The sequence below is a fragment of the Nostoc sp. DedQUE07 genome (genome assembly GCF_034530975.2).
In the GTDB taxonomy this organism is placed as follows: Bacteria; Cyanobacteriota; Cyanobacteriia; order Cyanobacteriales; family Nostocaceae; genus Nostoc.
The window spans coordinates 45,938-68,671 of the sequence record NZ_JAVRCC020000005.1; the positions used below are offsets into that span (position 1 = coordinate 45,938).

Below are 22,734 nucleotides of genomic sequence, written 5' to 3' on the forward strand. Positions count from 1 at the left end.
TGCTTTTATTAACAACAAGCTTGACATTTCAGAGGAGATGTGGTAAGTGAACCGTCCTCAAAACCAAAAGCAAATTACTTCTAGCGGTAGCTGGTGGCGACGGTTAACAGCTACTGTTCTTCTGGGAAGTTTTTTGCATACTACTATATCTATGCCAGCGATCGCGCAACAGACTAAGAATCTGGTTGCGTCTTTGCCATTAATAAATCAAGCTACTTATACTTATACAGATTCTGCTAGCAACGATCAATATCAAGGAAGTTCTGAGCAAATCAATGTTAGTCCTATCCCCTTACTCGATCCATTAGGACGGATTTTAGGTTGCGCTGGGACAATTTTACCTGACTATACAGGTTTTTCAGTTGGGGTCTACGAACCTAACTCTAGCGACCCAACGGGGACAGAATTGGGCAGTTTGGTTGCTTTGACCCGAACAGAGTTACCAGATATTCCTAATAACAACGTTCCTGGTGGGAAATCGCCGAATACTGAGAATAGTAATCCCTACTTCGTTACGAATAACCCTGCGGGTGTCTACAATTTCCTACTCGATCCGAATAAGGGTCAAACCGCTCCAGGTAAAACCTACATTTTTGTAGTTAATCCACCACCAAATTCTATCTATAAACAGCGACGGGTCAAGATTGAAATCCTTGATAGCACTGGTACACAAGGTAATAATGTCGTGCGATATGTGGCCAGTTCTCTAGATGGTCAACCAATCAGTATTACGGGTGAAACCAGAGTAGAGCAAACAGTTGTTTTAGTTCCCAACGCAGAAACGGTGGGACTGGATTTATTAGCCTTTGAATTCACTACAAATTTGTGTCAAGCCAATCAGTTACAGATTATCAAAACAGGCGATCGCGCTACTGCTGAACCTGGAGATACAGTAATCTACCGCCTGTCGGTAAAAAATCTCGCTGATGCTGGTTTAACTAATATATTTGTCACCGACAACCTACCTTTAGGATTCCAGTTTTTGCCGAAATCTGTGCGGGGAGAGTTGGATGGTCAACCAATCGCGATCGCTTCAGAACGCAACGGTAACACAGTGACATTCCGCACAGACGTAACAATTTCCCCAGAAAAAGTCTTGAATATTGCCTACGCTGCTCAATTAACAGCTGATGCACTGCGTGGTACTGGTCGCAACACTGCGATCGTTAATGCTCAACGAGCTGATAACCGTTTTAGTACTAAGGATGGCCCAGCAACCCACCAATTGAAAATTCGTCCAGGGATCGTTTCTGACTGTGGCACGATTATCGGTCGGGTGTTTATTGATAAAAACTTTGACGGGGAACAACAGCGTGGTGAACCTGGAGTACCCAATGCAGTGATTTTTCTGGAGGATGGAAACCGCATCACTACAGATCCTAATGGTTTGTTTTCCTTAGCTAATGCCTTACCTGGCTACCACACAGGTGTACTAGACCTTAGCAGTGTAGCGGGTTACACCCTAGCTCATAACGAAAAATTCCGCGAACGAAATAGCCAATCTCGCTTAGTGCATTTAGAGCCTGGTGGCTTAGTACGCATGAACTTTGCTGTCACCCCCACATTTCAGGAGCCAGTCAAGAAATGAAAACCAGACTGCACTGTATAACTATATTTAACCTGAGATTGATGGGGGCGATGCCAGTAGCTCTCTGCCTTGTTTTGTACCCGACAATTGTCAAAGCAGAAATCACTAGTGAAAACCTTCTTTTCCCTGATTCCCATTTGCAAGCCGATAAAAGTGTTGAAGATCGAGCGGATCGGAATAAAGTTGCTGAAAAAAGTATAGATTCAAATTCTCCCGATCTCTTGGGAAGTTCCGAGCAAGATTCTCCACCTCTTGAATTTGCCTCAACTCATAAAGCATCGGCTCCTGAAATTCCAGATATCCAGCCAAGTGAAACAGAAATAGACCCATTTCAACCAGAAACTTCTATTGATTTGTCCAGTGGCTCACGCAAAATAGTAGGAATCAAGAACGACGGAAGTAAAGATACTGAGACACTGTTTCATGCTTCTCCAACGGAAATACAACCATTTCAACCAGCAACTTATGTAGATTTGCCTAGAGGCTTAGGCAAAATTGCTGGAGTAGAGGACGCGGGGACAAAGGGACAAGAAGTAAATGAAAATCTTCCTGTGTCCCCCACTGTCCCTATCTCTACAGCAATCAAAATCCTGACTCCGACGGCTGACAGTGTTGTAGATGTCCAAGCTAGCACGGTGGTTGTGCAGTTTCCTGCTGGTAGTCAAGTAGAATTGCGGGTAAATGGTGCGTTGGTAGACCCTTCTTTAGTAGGACGGACGGAAACTGATGCTACCACCAATTTAGTAACGCAGACATGGTATGGTGTCTCGTTAAAAGAAGGTACAAACACCATCTCTGCACAGGTTGTTGGGGGAACAGAACCCCCTATAACAGTGCAAGTTGCAGTGCGGGGAGCGCCGCAGCAATTAACTTTAGAAACAGTTGAGTCTCGTATCCCGGCGGATGGGCGTTCTACGGCTACAATCCGGGGTCAACTCACCGATGCAAGTGGCAATCGCTCGAATCGTGATGCTGTTGTCACCCTCATACCCTCTGCTGGGGAGTTGATCGGGAAAGACTTTAAACCCGATGAACCCGGATTTCAAGTGGAGGCGAAAGCGGGGCAATTTACAGCGACGTTGCGATCGCAGCTAAAAGCCGAAACTGTCACAATTCGCGCGATCGCTAATGATTTAGAAGCCTTTACTCAACTACAATTTGAAACGGCACTGCGTCCGAGTTTAGTTACTGGAGTCATAGATTTACGTTTGGGAGCTAGAGGTACAAATTATTACGGCAGTTTCCGTGATTTCCTCCCTCCTGACAAAAACAATGGAACCCAATTAGATTTCCATTCAGCGATATTTGCCACTGGTGCGATCGGGGAATGGTTGTTTACAGGCGCATACAATAGTTCTCGTAGCCTCAATGAAGATTGCAACTGCGATAATCGCCTGTTTAGAACTTACCAATTCAGCGAGCAAAACTATCCTGTCTACGGCGATAGCTCGAAAGTTGATGTAGTCGCTCCTTCCATTGACAGTGTATTTTTGCGTTTTGAGCGTTCAGCTCGTACCCCCGGCTCCGATCCTGATTATGCAATGTGGGGTGACTATAACACAGAAGAATTTGCGCGGCGATCGCAGCAATTTACTTCTATCACCCGTCAACTCCACGGTTTTAAAGCTAACTACAACTTAGGAAACCTCCAAATTACAGGTTTCTATGGCGACCACTTAGAAGGATTTCAACGGGATACTATTGCTCCTGATGGTACTAGTGGTTATTACTTCCTCTCTCGCAGACTACTACAAGCCGGTAGTGAAAATGTCTTTATCGAGTTAGAAGAACTCAATCGTCCTGGGACTGTATTAGAACGGAAACAACTTAACCGAGGCCCAGACTACGAAATCGACTACGATCGCGGTACTTTATTATTCCGCGAACCGATTCTTCGTACCGATATCGATCGAACCGGACAAGTGTTGGTACGTCGGATTGTTGTTAGCTATCAATATGACAGCGAAGACTCTGATGGGAACATCTATGCTGGTCGTTTGCAATATAATCTTTCCCGCAAACTTAATCAGGAAAGTTGGATAGGAGCAACTTACGTTCAAGAAAATCATGGGGTGCGCGACTTTCAACTCTACGGTGCAGATGCGCTGATTGCTTTAGGTGACAACGGTAAGTTAATCGCAGAATATGCCCATTCCACGAATGATTCTGATGTTGTGGGAAAAGTTAGAGGTGATGCCTACCGTTTAGAAGTTGAAGGAAAGATTGCTAATGGGATTCAAGGTCGTGCCTATTATCGCTTTGCTGATACGGGTTTTGCCAATAATGCCACTATCAGTTTTGTCCCAGGACAAACCCGTTATGGAGCGCAGGTTACAGCTAAACTCACCTCAACTACCAACGTCAGAGCGCAATACGATCGCGAAGACAATTTTGGGATTGCTCCCCAACCCCTAGACACCTTTGAAGAACTATTTGCACCGCGTTATGAGGCGATACCTGGTAGTAAGGTTAATAATTCCCTGACGACGATTTCTGCTGGGATTCAACAACGTCTGGGTAGCGCCACTATCGATCTGGATTGGATTCACCGTCGTCTGGAAGACCGTATCCCCGACAGTACCCTAAGTAGTAATTCCGATCAACTGCGATCGCGTTTTTCAGTTCCTCTAGCTAAAAACCTGACTTTCCAAGCCCAAAATGAACTCAGCTTATCTTCCCAAAAAAATGCTATTTACCCAGACCGTACCATTTTGGGGTTGAATTGGGCGGTAATTCCTGGTGTCAGCGTCAGTTTGGCCCAACAGTATTACAGTAGCGGTCAATATTCGGGTAATTCCATCACCAGCTTGAGTGTCAACGGCGAACACAAACTCGGATCGGATACTACCTTGACTGGTCGTTACTCAATTTTGGGTGGTGCTAACGAAATGACTACTCAAGGAGCAATTGGGATAAATAACCGTTGGACTATTGCTTCTGGATTACGGCTGAACGTTGCTTACGAACACGTATTTGGCAACTTCTTCGGACGCACTTTAGCTGGTCAACAATATGCCCAACCTTACGCCTTTGGTCAAGCTGCATCTGCGATCGGATTTGATGGTGGCGATAGCTACAGTGTGGGGCTGGAATACAGTGATAATCCGCAGTTTCAAGCTAGCGTCCGTTACGAACATCGTTCCTCTTCTGGTGGTAGTAATACAGTAATTACCGCAGGTGCTGCGGGTAAAATTTCTCCGGCTCTCACAGCTTTAGTACGTTATCAACAAGCCGGTTCTTCCAATCAAAAGCTTTCAGGATTGGGAGATACTGCTAACCTCAAGTTGGGTTTAGCCTACCGCGACCCCAATAGCGATAAATTTAATGCTTTATTGCGTTATGAATATCGCCAAAATCCATCAACCATCCCTGACACTATCCTGTTAGGAAGTGGTACGGGTTCTCAAGACCATACCTTTGCTTTAGAAGCGATTTACGCTCCTAACTGGCAATGGGAATTCTACGGGAAGTATGCGTTGCGTAACAGTACCTCTTACATAGCTAACGATTTAGCCGGTACTAGCACAGTAAATCTGGCCCAAGTACGCGCTACCTATCGTTTGGGATATAGCTGGGATTTGGTGGGTGAGGCTCGTGTAATTAGTCAGTCTAGCTATAGTGAGACAGGCTTTGTTCTGGAAACAGGCTACTACCTCACGCCTAACCTGCGCGTTTCGGCTGGTTACGTTTTTGGGAAAGTTGATGACCGGGATTTTTCTGGCACACGTTCTGCGGGAGGCGCGTACTTAGGCTTTACGGTTAAGCTCAACGAATTGTTTGACGGCTTTGGACAACAAAAACCTGTAGCGCGCCAACCACAAGAATCAGCGATGAAAACTTTGGTAGGTAAACTCAAGGCTGCAATGAGGGGGATGCAAAAGCGTGAAATATAAAAGGGTTATTTGATGTAAAGACGTTGAATGAACCTCTGTTACGAATTTAACCCTTTCTTGTGGGAATACTATTGTCGTAACTATTTTTATCCGCTTTGAATCTAGTGCAAAAACGTTTCGATTTTCATTCTGGTATTTGTATATTTATAAACTCAATATCATTACTTACATATTATGTATTTTTATTGGAACTAAATAATGAAATCTTTATTTAAGAAATTAAGAGCGATCGCCACAGTAAATATTGATGACAATGATAAATTTTCTCTGACTGCGGACAACCCAGTAAAAAAAACTATGGAAAAGTCATTAACAAGCAGCCGCCAAAAACGATGGCTCAGTAGCTTGGGCTTTTTTTTATGTATTTTAGGGAATAGTATCCAACCTAGCTGGGCTGAAGGCAGCAAAGAGTTAGTTTCTGATGGCGGATACAGACCTTACCTGGAATGGTCAGATTTACTACTGGCAGGTATTGTTCGGAAAACCATACTCAAAGTTTATGTTCAACAAGGAGAAACAGTTAATCTTGGCTCTAGTGTGATTACTAGTTTTTCAGACCCACAAGATATTGTTTACCGCAGTCCCTTTAGTAGTCAAAATGGCTCTTGTGATGTTCTAACGAATGGCTTTGGTCTGATTAACACTGTTGTCAAAGAAACGGCCGGCCCTTTGCCTAATACCAATGGCTATACCCCTTGTACTTTCGTCGCTACAGAAACAGGTATTTACGAAGTTGAGTTTCATTCTCCAGATACAAGTGGTGCAAATAATCCGCCACCAAGAACGACAACGGCGGCATTTCCTACAGATATTAACCAACGTTCGGGGGTAGCTGCTTGGGATATCACAGTTCGAGATAGTAACGGTGTTGCCAAAAAAGGGCGAGTATTTACTAGCTATATTGCTATGAATATGGGGGCAAATGCCAGTGGTGGTACTCCCGTAGGACTCAACTCTAAGCTTTATATTCAAACCAAAGATGGGTATCGTTACGAAACTGACATGAATGGAGTCGATCCTTTTGGCTTCATCTTTTTTGCTAATAACCGGGGATATATTGACACAACAAATAACAGCACTCTTTATCATTCTGCTGGCGGTGCTAGTAATAATAGTTTGATCTTTCCCGGCAATGTGCAAGTTCAAAATCCAAATGTTTCTGATACTACAACAGACATTACCCACCTAGTTTTCTTCAATCGACCCGACACGGCAACTCTCAATTCTTTGAGTATTCCTATTGCCGCGACGATTCCCACAGTACCGACTTCGTTCAAATTCACTGGGGGTAATGGAGGTAGTGGGAACCAAACTTCTGTGGGTGTGGGAGGCAATTTTAGTTTCAATGCTGCCTCAACTGGTAGCTATCAAATAATTATTGACACCAACAATGATGGCATTTTTGACCCTAGTAGCGATAGAGTAATACAAAATGTGCTGTCTGTCGGATCAAATGTGGTGCTTTGGGATGGGAAGAATGCAAGTGGGGTAAATCTCCAACCTCTACCAGGAAATGCAGCATACAATGCCATAATCACAACGCGATCGGGTGAATATCACTTTCCCATGTTGGATGCTGAAAATAATCCACTGGGGTTTAAAATCACAATGGAAAACCCTCCTGCTGCTTTTCCTAACCTTGTAGATCAAAATGGACAGCAGATTGGATCGACTACCGTTTATTACAACGACAACAACTATACTACCGCTAACGGCACGGCGATTAACTTAAATGGTACGGGAGCTACTAATCCGCGTAATGCTGCTAGAGGGATCAATAGTGCGACGGGAGAGCATGAATTTAGTAGTAATTATGGTGACTTTAAGGGAATCGATACTTGGACATATTTCCCCAGTCAAGCAATCCTTACTCCCTTGGTCATTACTACTAACACTCAAGCAAATGTTATAGGAACTAAATCTGTTCGCTTCCTCGCAGACAATGATACTAGTGGAACAGTGACTGTAGGCGATCGCATCGAATATACCATCACTTACTCCAACCTAAATCCAGGTAATAGCAATGCAATTAACTTTGCCATTAACGACTTATTATCCTCACAATTAACCTTTGTGAGTGCAGTGATTACTGCTGCAACTTCAGGGAATAACATTACACTCAATCCCAGTTACAACGGTGCTAGTGTTGTTGCTGTGACAAATTCTGGAATTCTCCGTGTAAATGATACGATTACCATTAAAATTACTGCCACAATTAATAATGCCAATAGCGGTAATCCAATTAGTAACCAAGCAAATGCTACTTTTAACACACCTGATAATCCTACAGGAACTGTTGGTACAGTGTTCACAGATGCAGACTCTGCTGGTGCTACCAATAATCCACCTACTCTTGGTAATTCGTTCTTACAAATTACTGATAATGGTGTAAATATCGGTAATAATCCTGCCAGTACGGCAGATGATGACCCCACTTTATTTACAGTATTAAATACTGTTAGTTCTAATCCTAAATTGCTGTTAATTAAACGCATTACCCGCCTCAATAACCAAGATTTAACTAATATTGTGGATGGTCGCAGTGACGTTGCTACTAATGCCAGTAACTATGTACCAGAACCTTATGCTACTGATGATAGCGATCCTAAATGGCCTGCTGGCTACTTGCGAGGATTAATTAATGCTGGCACTGTCAAACCGGGAGATGAATTGGAATACACTATATATTTCCTTTCCAATGGTCTTGGTAATGCAACTAATGTAAAATTCTGTGACTTAGTTCCGACTAATGTTAATTTTATTCCTACTGCTTTTAATGGTATGACTCCTAGCGATGGTGGCTTACCAGGAGCAGATCGAGGAATTGCCCTAGCTATTGGTTCTACTACACCTACCCTTTATCTCACTAATGTAGGAGATAGCGATCGCGGACATTTTTATACAGTTAATGAAGCAGGTACACCATCATACTGTGGTACTAACACCAATGGGGCAGTAGTGGTCAATATTACAGTCCCAAGTTTTCCCAATCTACCCGCAGCTACTGGATCTGGCACACCAGCGAATTCTTATGGTTTTGTTCGCTTCCGCGCTAAGGTGAAATAGTTTTAACCACGGCTAACTAGTGGAATTAAGGCCATTAGGAAAGTTCCGGCTGTTCGGTAACAAAGCGATCGCAGTTTTGTAAAAATATCTTTTGAATAATCCGAAAAGCAATAACTTCAGTTTGGAGATTCAGCATATACCTACAAATAAGTCATGGTAAATATGAATCTAAAACTGAGATTTAAACCAGTTTCTCACAGTTGGGTTGCTCTACATCCAAAGCCTAAAGGGGTAATTCAATTTATTGCTGGGGCTTTCTTTGGTACATTTGGCCCTATGCTTTTTTATCGTTATCTGCTTCAATCTCTATTTGAGCAAGGATATACAATTATTCTTTTGCCGTTTAATTTTACTTTTAACCATTATCTAGAAGCTGGTTTTCTCATGAGAGAACAGTATGAAATTCTGCCAGAGCTTGTGAAAATGGCAAGTGTTGCAGAATATGATTATGAAGCTTATCTAGATGATAAAAACTTTTCTTGGATTGGACATAGCCTTGGCTGTAAATATATCTCGCTGTTAGAAGGATTTACTGCTCTACCTCCAGATGCTCAAGATAGAGAGCAGTTTATTCGGAAGCTACTATTTAAAACTTCCGATGAATCACAGATAGAAAGTGTGATTGCAGACATTAACATTCTCTTTGATGAACTAACGCGAAAAAGGGATGAAGTTAAAAAATTAATTTACACTTATGTACATAAGAATATCAACATTAACAGTGTCTTCATTAAAGGACAGGTTTCTATCCTATTAGCACCTGCTATTGCTGACACAGGGAGCGCAATTCGTCCTCAATTTTTAGCGGATATCATCGACAATCTTGGTTGGGGTGTGAAACCAACTGTTGAAGAAACTCATTATTTAATCAAGGATAGTGGGCTATTTAATATCATGGGTTTAGTCTGTTTCAAATCAGACAATATTGCTAAATCAACCTGTAAATGGTTTACTAATATTCTGCAAAAGCCACCGCAAAATTTTCGCAACACTGTAGCAGGTGGACATTTAAGACCTTTAGGTATTCAGCTAACTAAATATGTCGTTAATCTTTTTGATAAACCATTAATTGAATCAGTTCAAGAGCGAAACAAAGCATTTGAGCATAACGTAATTCAATTGCTTGAAGAATTGAAAGAAAAATCAAGATAATGGGCATTGGGCATTGGGCATGGGGCATTGGAAAGAGGACTTGGAGACAAGGAGAATTGGGGACAAGGGGAAAGACTTGTTGTAAGTTCTAAACTTTTGTCACCTTGTCACCTTGTCCCCTTGTCCCCTTGTCCCCTTGCTTCCCCTGCTCCCCTGCTCCCTACTGCTTAACCCTTTTTCATGACAATCCCAACTCTTCTGGAAAACCGAGCATGATATTTAGGTTTTGGACTGCGGCTCCTGATGCGCCTTTACCCAGGTTGTCAAGACGAGCAACTAGCAAGACTTCTTTGGTGGTGTCATTGGCGAATACAAAAACCTGAACAATATTAGTCCCGTTCAGTGCAATCGCATCCAGAAATGTTCCATCTCTGAGCAGTGTAGAATCTTGGAATGGAGCAACCTGTACGAATTTTTCACTTTGGTAGTAGTCAGCGATCGCTTCATAGATAACTTTACCTGATGGTGGATTATCCAAAGTTGCCAGTGGTAAAGGTATCTGTACTAGCATCCCCTGCTCAAAATCTCCCACAGCTGGTACGAACAGCGGCGGTGATGCTAGCCCTGAATACTCATGCATTTCTTTGACGTGCTTATGCCCAAACTGCAAACCGTAGATTCCATAAGGATAGAGTGATTCTGCTCCGGCTTGCTGCTCGTGGAAGCTATGATACTGTTTAATCAGATTCTTTCCGCCACCAGAGTAACCTGACACTGCATTAACGGTGATGGGAAAGTTATTGTTCAGGAGTCCTTTAGCAATTAACGGACGGATACAAGCTAAAAATCCTGTGGGATAACAGCCCGGATTGCTGACAAACTGCGCGCTGGCGATTTTCTCTCGCTGTCCTGGATTTAGTTCAGGGAAACCATATACCCAGTCTTTAGCTGTGCGATGGGCACTACTAGCATCAAGGATCTTAACCCTATTATTACTGACTAAGCTAACAGCTTCACGAGCCGCATCATCAGGCAGGCAGAGAATGATAACATCAACAGCATTGATTAGTTTGGTTCGCTCATTTGCATCTTTACGTTTAGATGCTTCAATGCTAACTAACTCGATATCATCCCGTTGGTTCAGGCGTGAGTATATTTGTAAGCCTGTGGTTCCTGATTCCCCATCAATGAAAATCTTCGGTTTAGTAGTCATGCGCTTCTTATTATGTGAGAGTGATATTTTGACAAAGTAAGAGTTATTTTAACGATCGATTTTTGAATGAAATTAACCTGCTTTCACCATCTACACCAAAAAGCTCAGAATTAGTTCGATAGGAGGAAGAGAATAATCCATTAAATCAATTGTGACTGTTTGACCCTCTAGTTTCAGAAATCGCCATTGGGTTCCACTGCTTACAGTACCGTAAACTGCTGTTAAGGGTTGTTCTCTTGCTTGGTTGAATCGCTGTGCAGCTACCATTTCTGCAATGCATTGTCCCAATCCAGATTTTAAATCTGATTTTTTCGCTTCAACTATGACAATTGCAGGTGCTTCCACCGTTAATTGTTCAGGTGAACGGCAAAGTAGGAAGTTACATACATCGTTGAGTCCAATACTCGGATCAACGTTAAACTCTTCTCCTGAAAATACGCTAATTGTCGAATTAAAGATGCGTCGCACTTCCAGTAAGATAGGATTAATTATCGCCTCTGAACGAGCTTTTTCTGTATCTACTGCGATCGCCCACGGTAGATCCTCTAAAATACCTTGCAGTCTGAAGCTTGGAGTAATGGGTTCAATCGAGTCTGGGAAAAAGCGGACTCCTTCGACAGTACTCAGATGAAAATCTTGTTTCACTCGGTCAATGTTAAATTGACTGTAGGGCATGATAAATCAATACTCCATCCATTTGCTTGATTGTAATAGTATTTGTTCCTTCGCCTTCCCCGTTTCAGGATATGGATTTCGCTTTAACTCGTTTTTGGATTGGCTACTCCTCCCAAGCTAGAGTACGTTTCACTGCTTTTTGCCAAGTACCAAATTTGGACAAAGAGAAATCACTCTTCGGCTCAAACACACGCTCAATTTGCCGTTGTTCCACTAGTGTTTCATAGCTCTGCCAAAATCCTACAGCTAAACCTGCCGCAAATGCTGCACCCTGAACGGTCGTATCGCGCATTATTGGGCGTTCAACTGGAATACTTAACACATCAGCTTGGAACTGCATCAAAAAATTATTCTCGCAAGCACCACCATCTACGGTTAATCGCCCAACTGGAGTACTACTAGATGCGTTAATCGCTTGCACCACTTCCAGAACTTGATAAGCGATCGCTTCCAGCACGGCGCGAACTAGATGCTCTGGTTGTACACTGGCGGTAATGCCGAAAAAAGCTCCCCTGGCGCTCATATCCCAATAAGGTGCGCCTAGTCCACTAAATGCTGGCACAAAATAGACTCCGCCATTATCTTTTACCTGATTGGCCATTGCTTCAGTTTCAGCAGCAGTTTTAATCAACTTTAGGCGATCGCGCAACCATTGAATACAAGCACCACTGGTAAACATACTACCTTCTAGGGCATAGCCGACATTTAATGTATCGCTGGTATTTGCTTGTGTCCAAGCCACTGTCGAAATAAGTTGATGGTGCGATCGCACAATTTGAGCGTCTGTGTGAGCTACTAAAAAGCTACCAGTACCGTAAGTACATTTTACCAAACCGGGGCGATCGCAGCCATGACCAAATAGAGCCGCTTGCTGATCTCCCAAAATGGCCGCGATCGGAATTTCCGCACCCAACAAAGTCGCATCAGTAACTCCAAATACTCCCAAACTCGGCTGAATCTGGGGCAAAATATGCGCTGGAATTTGAAACAGATCCAGTAAAATTTCATCCCACTCACAGGTTTTGAGATTCATCAACATTGTCCGGCTGGCGTTGCTGTGGTCAGTGGCGTGGACTTTTCCACCTGTGAGATTCCACAACACCCAGCTATCAATAGTACCTGCTAAGACATTGTTTATATCGATATCAGTACAATTATCTAATAGCCATCTAAGCTTGGTAGCAGAAAAGTAGGCATCAATGATTAATCCGGTGCGATCGTAAATTTCATCAGCGTAGCCTTGTTCTTGTAACTGGTGGCAAAGGGGAGCAGTGCGGCGATCTTGCCAGACGATCGCTTTATGGAGTGGTTTCCCAGTAGTTTTGTCCCAAATCAAACAGGTTTCGCGCTGTACAGTTAGTCCCAAGGCTGCGATCGCTGATGGTACAATCTGGGCATTTGCAATTGCGGTTTGCATTACCCAACAGGTATCTTCCCAGATTTGTTGAGGGTCATGTTCTAACCATCCTGGCTGAGGATAATACTGAGTTAATTCTTTATATGCCTGCCCAACAAGCTTGCCGTCTGCGTCAAATACAAAGGCGCGGTTGCCTGTCGTACCTAAATCCAGTGCTAAGATATAGCCCGATGATAGAGTTTTTTTGCCAAGTGTGTGCATAACCGCTTTTAATGTTGCGTAGGCGTAGCCCAACCTAGACATTGCGATTTTAGCAATACGCCTTCAATCACATATACATTATTTTGGGTACATTTTGAATTTCCTGTTTGGATAGCGTTACGTCTCTGTAAGTTTAAAAAACTACAGGTTTATGCAAATTTGTACTTAGCACAATGGGTATTGATGTCCGTCTCAAATCCCAGACCTTCACAACATTACAAGACGCTGTGCATTTGAATTATGTCTAAGTAAGTATATTGGCACAGTAAATAATTATCAAAATGCTGCTTTCAAAGGAATATTAGACACAAATTCATAGAAGTTTTAGAATTAAATTTATGTGGCAATATACAAAGTGTCACCTTATTCAAGTTTGATTATGATACTCATGTTTTATATTTTGCATATAAAAATTACTAGTAAACCAATACGGTTCACCAAGATGTGAAAAATCATCATAAAAACACAAATCGCCATCTTCACAAAAGATTAATTATTAGACCTCTTACAAAAATCCTTTAATCACCTCTCCTCTTATGAAGGAGAGGGGGCAAGATTTTAAGTTTCCCCCTAATATATCGGGGGATTAAGGGAGGTCTATTCGACTTATGCAAGAGGTCTATTGTAGAGACGGCGATTCATTGCTTCTCTTGCCTTAACTAATAGTATTGATAGTAAACCTGGTGAATATAGATTTTATTACAATTAATTATCCTAACTCGATCTAAAAACTATGGATTTAAAAGTTAAAACCATCAAAATATAACAAAGTCTCCCCATGTTAAAAGCTAACCACAATCAAAATGCACTACTAGCTCTGTTGTTACTTGTGCCAGTTCCAAGCATTGGTATTGCAACTCAGCTATATATACTCCCTGGCTTCCAAGGACATTTAGTAGCTTTATTAGCTAAAATCTGGTTATTGCTAATACCCATTATTTGGTTGTTATTTGTTGATAAAGAGAATTTAAAATTTGAATATCCTAAAAGACGCGATTTATTCGCTGGAGTTGGATTAGGGCTATTAATGCTAGGCATCATTTTGATTGTTTATTGGCTGCTGGGCGCAAAATGGATAGATGTTGAATATGTTCGCGATCGCGCAACACAAGTTGGATTGAACAGTTTTGTAATTTACTTAGTAGGTGCAGTGTATTGGATATTTGTTAACTCTTTACTTGAGGAATTTGTCTGGCGTTGGTTTGTTTATCGTAAATGTGAAATTTTGGTATCAAGTCCTTTAGCTGTAGTACTGTCTGCACTATTTTTTACGATTCATCATGTTGTTGGTTTAGCAGCTTACTTTGACTGGCGTGCGACAACATTATGCTCATTGGGAGTGTTTATAGCAGGGGCGGTTTGGTCATGGTGCTACTTAAATTATTGCTCGATTTGGCCTGGATACATCAGCCATATTTTTGCAGATATAGCAATTTTCCTGATTGGCTGGCAACTGATTTTTGCTTAAGAAAAATGTAATCAATCAACATTTCTCAAGATAATATGTTTTTTTAAGTCGAAACTGATTCTACCTTCTTCTTGTAATTTCCCCATCAATCGTGTAATTGTTACTCTAGTGGTACAGCAGGCGCTAGCAATATCTTCGTGAGTAAAGCGAACATTTAGGCGAGTTCCCTCTGGTATAGTTTCACCCACTTCTCGTTTCAAAAGTTGTAATAGATGCTGTAAGCGATCTTGTACTCGCCGTCTACCAGAAATAGCTAAAAAAGATTCTGTTTGCTGTAATCGCTGCTTAATTTTTGGTAGAAGTGTATGGCTTAGTGTTGCAGAAGCTGATACTTCTGCTACATAAATTGACACTAACTCAACATCAGCAAGCGCTGTTGCTTGGTAAATGTCTAAAGATGTCAAACTAGAACCAAAAACCATTCCTGGTGTTGCCAATCCAATCAGCACTTCTTCACCCGTTTCACAGTAGGTACTGAGTTTAACCAAACCCTGAGAAACATACCAAATTGCTAATGGGTTGAGGGGAATAGTTTCTCCTTTATCATATTTATGTAGGGGGCGATTGTTGAAAATGTCATTCTTGTCTTTAACTTTTACTGATTCTAATTGCTGACGCTGGGTTATATTACGCACCATCCAGCGCAGAGAAATTGCCTTACCCTGCTGATTGCGGACAACTGTTACTGTCAAAGCTGCATAAAATAACTCGCCATAACGTTGTTGCAAACGTACCAATAACTCTTGAACTTTGTCTGATTGCGATAGCTGTATCAGTTCGTTGCGAACTTGCTGACGTTCTTCTAGAAGGACAAAGTTAACTATTGGTTTTCCCAGTAAAAAATGCTTGGAAACATTCAACAACTTAGCTGCGGTGAGGTTAGCTTCTTGGATGATTCCTTCTGTATTAGTCACTAAATAGCCGTCTGGCGCTAACTCGAATAAATCTTGGTAGTAATGGCGCTCTGCTTCTAACCAATTCCGTGTTTTTATTAGTTCCTCGTTTTGCTGATAAAGTTCATCTGCCGCTAACTGTGCTACCTTTGAGGTATTATGGAGTTCCTTAAAAGCTTCCGGCAACAAATCAGGGGAAATCCAAGGTAATAAACTAGCAGTTTGGTATAAATCTGCTAAACGCTTGTGCAATATTTCTGTACGTTGGACAAATTTTTCTATGTTCACTTTAAATTCCCGCTATTTGCTTGCAAAAGTTAAGCAAAAAAACCTAGTAAGTAAATCTTTGAGAAAATTGCAGTATACTTAATTTTATTTAGTTATAAATTTGATAGGTTGTAAATTGCAATTTTCACGTAATTGAAGTAATAAAGTTAGATTTATTTTGGGTTTTTAACAATTTTTATCATTATAGTCGCTACAAATGAGCCAGTTTTTAAATGACACATATACCATTCAACCTAAATGCTTAAAGTAAATTGAATCTAGCAAATTACAAAGCATCCACTTATATATTTATTTAGCCAAAATTTTACTGGCTTTTGTTAAGTATTACTTCTACCATTGGTGGTAAAATTCTGTTAACTTAGCTAAATACGAGTACCAAATCTGCCATCTAAGATTATGCTAATTTTTGACTAAACTGATAAGTAAGTCAAAATAATGACTAGCAAAGAGCAGATACTACACTCGGAAAACCCTACATTTCAACTTTAATTTTTGACTATTATTGTTGAATCCGCTTTGTCATTCCCCCAATAAATGATTTAGTGGTAATAATAATTGTTTCCATTTATTACTAAGAGGATGTTTGGAAAGCTATGTTTGTTATCCAAAGTATCTAATATCACCCCTAACCCCCCGATGTATTGGGGGGGGGAAATAGTCTCTTAAAGCCTCCTTTTATAAGGGGGGTTGGGGGGTAATGTCAAAATTTAATATGCTATACGACACTTTTCAAACATCCTCTAAGAATAACTGATAAGACTTTCCCCAACTTCCATCACAAGAATTAAGCAACTACTACCAAAGATATAGAATCTAAGTTAAGTTTGTGGGTGATTCTGAATACTTTGCCTATTAATAAAATTCATAACAAGATTCCCAACTTCTTTAAGAGGATGTTTTAAAAGTATTATTGCTAACACCAAAAGCTTAGAAATCTAAACCTTACTCCTTTGTAGGGGTTAGATTTCATGTCTACGCTAGGTACTTCTCCTTTAGCGAAGACCTTCCAATTTCTTTAAAAAGTTGGGAATCCAAGCCTTTCCATCTTCAAATTCATTATAAAACTATCTGACACGGGTAAGAGTAAAACTATTGAGAACAAGCAATGGTCGAACTTCTATATCTAGAATTGCAAAGATAAATATTAATAAGTTAAAAAGGTTTGTATAGCCAATCACATCTGAACTTAATAATTATCCGTCTCTTTAGTTAGAGGATAAATGAAGTAGTAAGCTGGTGTAATTTAACAATGCGTAACAGCTAATCAACGCGCAAGTTACAAGGAGTGATGAGTAAGGTGTCAATGCAATAAAATCTCATCACTCCTTTTTACTTACATCAGTTTATGAGCCAATAGGCTTGGGTTAGCCCCAAAAACCTTAAACTATGTAGTAGCGCTAGTAGGTTGGGTGGAGGCTTTGCCAAAGCCAACATTCTGATATATATTGGGTTGCGCTTTGCTCCACCCAACCTACCTTTAATGCACAATTTTTTTGCTTGCCACGCCACTACAATTTTTCTTAACTGAACTGTATTGGTTTATGAGCTACTAACGAATACCATCATTATCAATGGCGCTGTAACTGTCGCTAGGGAAAAGCCCCAACCAAGGGTCAGAACTAGGAGTTAAAAATAGTTGTCCGTATACTTGTTCATTGAGCGCTTCCACACTCCTTGTTTGCTTACCCTGCATAAACCATCGATGAATTTGGCTATGCAGCATATATTCATTTCTAACTGTATCTAAAGCCATTGTGGCTTCAAAATTTTTCACTATTATCGGCAAATTATCTTCTTGAGTGTTGGCAGATTGAGATTTTTTAGCTCTAATTAGAGAGATGCTGTTTCGATCTAGCTTGACATCGGCGGCATAAAGTTGAGCAATTTTGTCCCAAACTTTCTGGTCAGTAATTTCAGCTAAGGCGTTTTGATTCCGTTCAGCATCAGACTGGAGAGCAGTTAACATTGGCGTTTCAACTCTCATTTTAGAAACTGCTAGAGAGCTTGCTATTTCTGCTGTCGGTGGTTGACTGCGATTGCTCGGAATTTCTACCAACTTAGGAGGAGATTGGATACCCAGGCGGGATAAATCTGCAACCCATTGGCCTTGGATAGAATTTAAGCGATCGCTGTGGTATTTTCTTAAATAAGACTCGCGATCGCTTGGTGTAAGTTTACTATAATTTTTTACTGCTAATTCAGCCTGCTCTAGCTGACGCAAAAATGCTTTGGGACTATACAACCCTGGAATAGCATCGATTGGACGACCTGATGCATCCAATACATAATGAATGCTATTGCCTGTAATCGTTCGCTCCAACTTGCGTCCGTCACCAAAATCAATAGTTACTTTGGGTACAGGACGCACTGATTGCCAATGCAAAATGAAACGGTCTTGAAGCAGTTTAGAAATTTCCACATTCGGATACAGTGCTACCCTGAAGAACCTACTATTAGCACAACTCAAATCTTGATCCAGCCTACCCAATAACCGCAGAGATAGAATAGGTTTACCACTGGTTCTAGCAGCAGCTTTGGCTTGTTCTATATCAGTGTACCAATATAAACGAGAGGCGTAACAGTCCCGTTGTTGACAAAGTTCATCTAAAGCTAGCCGAAGCGCAGGGGAAGGTAGAACTGCTCCTGAAGAAGCGGTATTTAACGTATTAGCATGGGATTTAAGAAATACTTCTAACCCTTTTGGGCCCTGTTTCCGAAGTACAGAAACTTCTTGAGATAGCTTGGAGGTTTCAGCTACAGGAGTTTGAGCATCAGCTATCTGCACAAAACCGAAGCTGACTAGGATGAGTGCGAAAGGATATTTGCAGGCTCTAAATTTCATATATTTTCAGATATTTTCAAGAAAAATAGGGGGTGTGAATGAGGAGCATCCGGTTTTGGCAACAACAAATAGAAACAATTTGGTTGACACTCTTAACATTCCACTGTAAGCCAGAAATTTTAATCCTAGCGTTTACAGCAGTTTTGTAGATTTATTTCATTAAAACTTCAACGAAATAATTACGAGTTTGTCTGTATTTTTACTCATTTTTCATATCTATTTGTTATTTGAGAATAAGTGAAATCAATAAATGCGATCGCCAAAATAACATTATGTGTACACACAAGTCGAATTACCCCCCTTAATCCCCCCGATGTATTGGGGGGAAAAGAAATCTATCTAGTTCCCTCACGCCACGTGCTTCAAGTCGGGCATTGCCCGCCCAACGCAGTGGCTCCCCTTTATAAGGGGAGGGTTAGGGTGGGGTAAAACCTTGGGTTTTTCAGCTATTTCAGACTTGTGTGTACACAGTATCCTTTTAGACTACGCAGGGTACACAAGTACTAAAAATCTTATCGCTTAAAGAAAATTAACCGTTTTTATACGCAGATGAATATATTATCTGCGTATTTTTTATGAAAAAAAGATTCATCCCAATGTATATTTCCGCATTATTTTGGGAATCATAAATCGAGGAAGCATGATAAACCGCAAAATATGACTTCCTGAAATATCACGTAACTTTTAGAGGATAATTATGTCTAAACGCAAGTTGCCCAAAGGCCGTAGTGTTAGTTCAGTTGCTATAGAACCAGAAGTTGCGATCGCAATTCTTGGGTTGTTTTCTGCTGCGGCTGATGGTGAAGGTATTTCTTCCACAGAAGAATATGCTTTGAGTGAATTTCTCGGTCGGGTTGACTTATTTGAAGATTACTCTGAAGAAGACTTTGAAGAATTGACTGAAAAAGTCGTCAGCTTGATTGAAGAAGAAGAACCAGAAGATTTAATCGCCCAGTCTATCGAATCCTTACCCAATAGAAATTATCGCGAAGCTGCATACATCACAGCTATCTTAGTAGTAGGGATTGATGAAGAAGTACCCGAAAACGAACAAGATTATATTTCTGAACTTCAAGAAGCCTTAAATATTTCAGACGAACGCGCACAAGAACTCATAGACGCAGTGTTTGGAGAGGAAGAAGAGGAAGAGGAGTAATATTTATTGACTTGCAACCTCAGTCATCTACTATCTTTAATTTGAGGTTGCTAATTTAGAATATGAAATAATTTTGTTTGGGTTAAGTTGTTCAGATTCCCGGCTTCATGAAGAAGTTGGGAATTTTGCATTGTATCAAAAAAAACATTTGTCAGATAAAAGTAAAATATCCTTGAGCGATCGCCATTCAACTTTCACATCACGTTATCATCGGATCTTGGGGAATTTCCGTGCATAACTCGATAGCATCTATGACCGCCTCTCACTCCGAAACTCCATCTACCAAACCCGATGCAAGTACTTTTATTTCTGACCATCTACAGGTGGATCGCAGTAAGCTAAGTCAAATGTACTTGCATTATGTCGAGACGAAGGATAAATATCCTCACGCGGTATTGCTGTATCGGGTAGGAGATTTCTTTGAATGCTATTTCCAAGATGCAGTAAAAATAGCGCAAGAATTAGAATTAGTTCTCACTAGTAAGCAAGCTGGGGAACAGGGACGGGTGGCGATGTCTGGTGTTCCGCATCACGCTTGGGAACGCTACGCGACAATGCTGGTAGAAAAAGGCTACGCAGTAGTAATTTGCGACCAAGTTGAAGATGCTTCTGAAGCTGCTGGGAGATTGGTGCGGCGGGAAGTAACGCGCATTCTTACCCCCGGTACTTTGCTAGAAGAAGGAATGCTCAAATCCAGTCGCAATAATTACTTAGCAGCAGTAGTAATTGCCGCAAATCATTGGGGTTTAGCTTATGCAGACATCTCTACAGGTGAATTTCTCACGACTCAAGGTAGCGATTTAGAACATTTGACCCAAGAATTAATGCGCTTGCAACCTTCAGAGGTGTTAGTTCCGACAAATGCGCCCGATTTAGGTAGTTTGCTGCGTCCGGGAGAAACTTCGCCACATCTTCCTGAGTGTTTGCCACCATCATTTTGTTATAGTTTGCGATCGCAACTTCCCTTTTCCCAAGGTGAAGCTAGACCGAGATTATTGCAGAAATTTAAGGTGCGATCGCTCGAAGGACTCGGTTGCGATCATCTTCCTCTCGCCGTCCGTGCGGCTGGTGGTCTTCTGGAATACCTGGAAGATACTCAAAAAGAAAACCCTGTCACCCTTCAGAGACTCCGCAGCTACACTGTCACCGACTACCTAATTGTTGACAATCAAACCCGCCGTAACCTAGAAATTACCCAAACCGTTCGAGATGGCACTTTTCACGGTTCCCTACTTTGGGCGTTAGATAAAACTAGTACAGCAATGGGTGGGCGTGCTTTGCGGCGGTGGTTGTTGCAACCGCTACTTGATATTAAAGGCATTCGGGCACGACAAGATACCATCCAAGAATTGATGGAAAATACGCCCCTGCGTCAAGATTTGCGGCATTTATTAAGGCAAATTTACGATCTAGAACGACTTACAGGAAGGGCGGGTTCTGGTACAGCTAATGCTAGAGATTTAGTAGCTTTGGCAGATTCTCTCTCACGTTTACCGGAATTATCCAACTTAGTAGTTGAGACGCGTTCTCCATTTCTCAAAGCTTTGCAGAAAGTCCCAAGTGTGTTGGAAGAATTGGCACAAAAGTTACACGCACATCTTGTAGAGTCACCACCCATACTAATCAAGGAAGGTGGATTAATTCGCCCCAGTGTAAATCCCTTGTTGGATGAAAGAAAAGCGACTGTAGAAGCAGACCAGCAGTGGATTGCCAATTTGGAAGTTGATGAAAGAGCTAAAACAGGAATTTCCACACTGAAGGTAGGATTTAACAAAACCTTTGGTTATTACATCAGTATTTCTCGCACCAAAGCTGACCAAGTACCCGCTAACTATATCCGCAAGCAAACTCTGACTAATGAGGAACGTTATATCACCCCAGATTTGAAGGAACGAGAAGCCCGAATTTTGACGGCGCGGGATGATTTAAATCAGTTGGAATATGAGATTTTTACAGCATTGCGAGAAGAGGTAGCACAAGAGGCGGAAGTAATTCGCAATCTGTCTCGTGCAGTAGCGGCGGCGGATGTGTTGTGTGGTTTGGCTGAATTGGCGGTACATCAAGGTTACTGTCGTCCCGAAATATTGCCAGGGAGGGAGATAAATATTGTTGATGGTCGTCATCCGGTAGTGGAACAGTCTTTACCTGCGGGGTTCTTTGTGCCAAATTCAACGCAATTGGGTCAAGAGTCATTAGTCATTAGTCATTTGTCATTAGCAGATGAGCAAGAACAAATGACAAATGACATAGACGCGCTAGCGGCTTCGCGCAGGGTAGGACAAAAGACAAATGACAGTCCCGATTTAATTATTCTTACCGGGCCAAACGCCAGTGGCAAAAGTTGTTATTTGCGTCAGGTGGGATTGATTCAGTTAATGGCACAAATTGGTAGTTTTGTACCAGCAAGATTTACCAGATTGGGAATATGCGATCGCATTTTTACCCGTGTCGGTGCAGTAGATGATTTAGCAACTGGTCAATCTACCTTCATGGTAGAAATGAATGAAACGGCAAATATTCTCAATCATGCCACATCTAGATCGCTGGTACTGTTAGATGAAATTGGTCGCGGGACAGCAACATTTGATGGTCTTTCCATAGCTTGGGCGGTGGCAGAATATATAGCAGTGGATATTCGATCGCGCACAATTTTTGCCACCCATTACCACGAGTTAAATGAACTGGCTAGCATTATCCCGAATGTGGCTAACTATCAAGTGACAGTGAAAGAATTACCCGACCAAATTATCTTTTTGCACCAAGTTCAACCAGGAGGTGCTGATAAATCTTATGGAATTGAAGCGGGGAGATTGGCAGGTTTACCAGCCGTAGTTATTCAACGGGCAAAACAAGTCATGGGGCAAATTGAAAAACACAGTAAGATTGCAATGGGGCTGCAAAATCTTGATGGGTAAGCAAGTTTGTAGTAAGGACTTTAGTCC

General features: G+C 41.5%; 12 protein-coding genes. 7 read left to right on the top strand and 5 right to left on the bottom strand.

Annotated features, from left to right (window positions below):
• Positions 1-151: 151 nt before the first annotated feature.
• The 4 genes from RMZ95_RS05670 (at position 152) to RMZ95_RS05685 (ending at position 9,699) form a co-directional block, all read left to right on the top strand.
• Positions 152-1,588: a hypothetical protein gene (locus RMZ95_RS05670; protein ID WP_322685799.1), complete on the top strand. Its 1,437-nt coding sequence runs from the start codon at positions 152-154 to the stop codon at positions 1,586-1,588.
• Positions 1,585-5,481 (top strand): TonB-dependent receptor, encoded by a 3,897-nt coding sequence (locus RMZ95_RS05675; RefSeq protein ID WP_322685793.1) that lies wholly within the window; start codon positions 1,585-1,587, stop codon positions 5,479-5,481. The genes RMZ95_RS05670 and RMZ95_RS05675 overlap by 4 nt, the downstream gene beginning before the upstream one ends.
• A gap of 198 nt (positions 5,482-5,679) precedes the next feature.
• Entirely contained in the window at positions 5,680-8,547 is a 2,868-nt protein-coding gene (locus tag RMZ95_RS05680; RefSeq protein WP_322685794.1) for a hypothetical protein, read from the top strand.
• Positions 8,548-8,709: 162 nt separating this feature from the next.
• Complete coding sequence (locus tag RMZ95_RS05685; RefSeq protein ID WP_322685795.1) at positions 8,710-9,699, top strand: DUF1350 family protein; 990 nt, start codon at positions 8,710-8,712, stop codon at positions 9,697-9,699.
• A 178-nt stretch (positions 9,700-9,877) separates the two neighbouring features.
• Here RMZ95_RS05685 and argC read toward each other — a convergent pair whose 3' ends face one another.
• The 3 genes from argC to glpK form a co-directional block, all read right to left on the bottom strand.
• The gene (argC, locus tag RMZ95_RS05690) at positions 9,878-10,852 is read right to left on the bottom strand and encodes an N-acetyl-gamma-glutamyl-phosphate reductase (protein WP_322684999.1); all 975 of its coding nucleotides are present in this window, start codon (positions 10,850-10,852) and stop codon (positions 9,878-9,880) included.
• A 90-nt stretch (positions 10,853-10,942) separates the two neighbouring features.
• Positions 10,943-11,527: a hypothetical protein gene (locus tag RMZ95_RS05695; protein ID WP_322684998.1), complete on the bottom strand. Its 585-nt coding sequence runs from the start codon at positions 11,525-11,527 to the stop codon at positions 10,943-10,945.
• A gap of 103 nt (positions 11,528-11,630) precedes the next feature.
• The gene (gene glpK, locus RMZ95_RS05700) at positions 11,631-13,145 is read right to left on the bottom strand and encodes a glycerol kinase GlpK (protein WP_322685010.1); all 1,515 of its coding nucleotides are present in this window, start codon (positions 13,143-13,145) and stop codon (positions 11,631-11,633) included.
• Between the two features lie 778 nt (positions 13,146-13,923).
• Here glpK and RMZ95_RS05705 point away from each other — a divergent pair.
• Positions 13,924-14,613: a CPBP family intramembrane glutamic endopeptidase gene (locus tag RMZ95_RS05705; protein ID WP_322684997.1), complete on the top strand. Its 690-nt coding sequence runs from the start codon at positions 13,924-13,926 to the stop codon at positions 14,611-14,613.
• 11 nt (positions 14,614-14,624) lie between these two features.
• On the opposite strand, the gene RMZ95_RS05710 is transcribed toward RMZ95_RS05705, so the two are convergent.
• A complete protein-coding gene (locus tag RMZ95_RS05710; protein ID WP_322684996.1) occupies positions 14,625-15,794 on the bottom strand; it encodes a PAS domain S-box protein in 1,170 nt (389 codons plus the stop codon).
• 1,549 nt (positions 15,795-17,343) lie between these two features.
• Positions 17,344-18,636, bottom strand: a complete 1,293-nt coding sequence (locus RMZ95_RS05715; RefSeq protein WP_322684995.1) for a hypothetical protein — start codon at positions 18,634-18,636, stop codon at positions 17,344-17,346.
• Between the two features lie 697 nt (positions 18,637-19,333).
• Here RMZ95_RS05715 and RMZ95_RS05720 point away from each other — a divergent pair.
• Entirely contained in the window at positions 19,334-19,792 is a 459-nt protein-coding gene (locus RMZ95_RS05720) for a tellurite resistance TerB family protein (RefSeq protein WP_322684994.1), read from the top strand.
• Positions 19,793-20,043: 251 nt separating this feature from the next.
• Positions 20,044-22,707, top strand: a complete 2,664-nt coding sequence (gene mutS, locus RMZ95_RS05725) for a DNA mismatch repair protein MutS (protein ID WP_322685009.1) — start codon at positions 20,044-20,046, stop codon at positions 22,705-22,707.
• Positions 22,708-22,734: the final 27 nt, after the last annotated feature.

Excerpts from the sequence above, each read along its gene's own strand:
- RMZ95_RS05670 (WP_322685799.1), top strand. The coding sequence starts at position 152 with ATGCCAGCGATCGCGCAACAGACTAAGAATCTGGTTGCGTCTTTGCCA.
- RMZ95_RS05675 (WP_322685793.1), top strand. The coding sequence starts at position 1,585 with ATGAAAACCAGACTGCACTGTATAACTATATTTAACCTGAGATTGATG.
- RMZ95_RS05680 (WP_322685794.1), top strand. The coding sequence starts at position 5,680 with ATGAAATCTTTATTTAAGAAATTAAGAGCGATCGCCACAGTAAATATT.
- RMZ95_RS05685 (WP_322685795.1), top strand. The coding sequence starts at position 8,710 with ATGAATCTAAAACTGAGATTTAAACCAGTTTCTCACAGTTGGGTTGCT.
- argC (WP_322684999.1), bottom strand. The coding sequence starts at position 10,852 with ATGACTACTAAACCGAAGATTTTCATTGATGGGGAATCAGGAACCACA.
- RMZ95_RS05695 (WP_322684998.1), bottom strand. The coding sequence starts at position 11,527 with ATGCCCTACAGTCAATTTAACATTGACCGAGTGAAACAAGATTTTCAT.
- glpK (WP_322685010.1), bottom strand. The coding sequence starts at position 13,145 with ATGCACACACTTGGCAAAAAAACTCTATCATCGGGCTATATCTTAGCA.
- RMZ95_RS05705 (WP_322684997.1), top strand. The coding sequence starts at position 13,924 with ATGTTAAAAGCTAACCACAATCAAAATGCACTACTAGCTCTGTTGTTA.
- RMZ95_RS05715 (WP_322684995.1), bottom strand. The coding sequence starts at position 18,636 with ATGAAATTTAGAGCCTGCAAATATCCTTTCGCACTCATCCTAGTCAGC.
- RMZ95_RS05720 (WP_322684994.1), top strand. The coding sequence starts at position 19,334 with ATGTCTAAACGCAAGTTGCCCAAAGGCCGTAGTGTTAGTTCAGTTGCT.
- mutS (WP_322685009.1), top strand. The coding sequence starts at position 20,044 with ATGACCGCCTCTCACTCCGAAACTCCATCTACCAAACCCGATGCAAGT.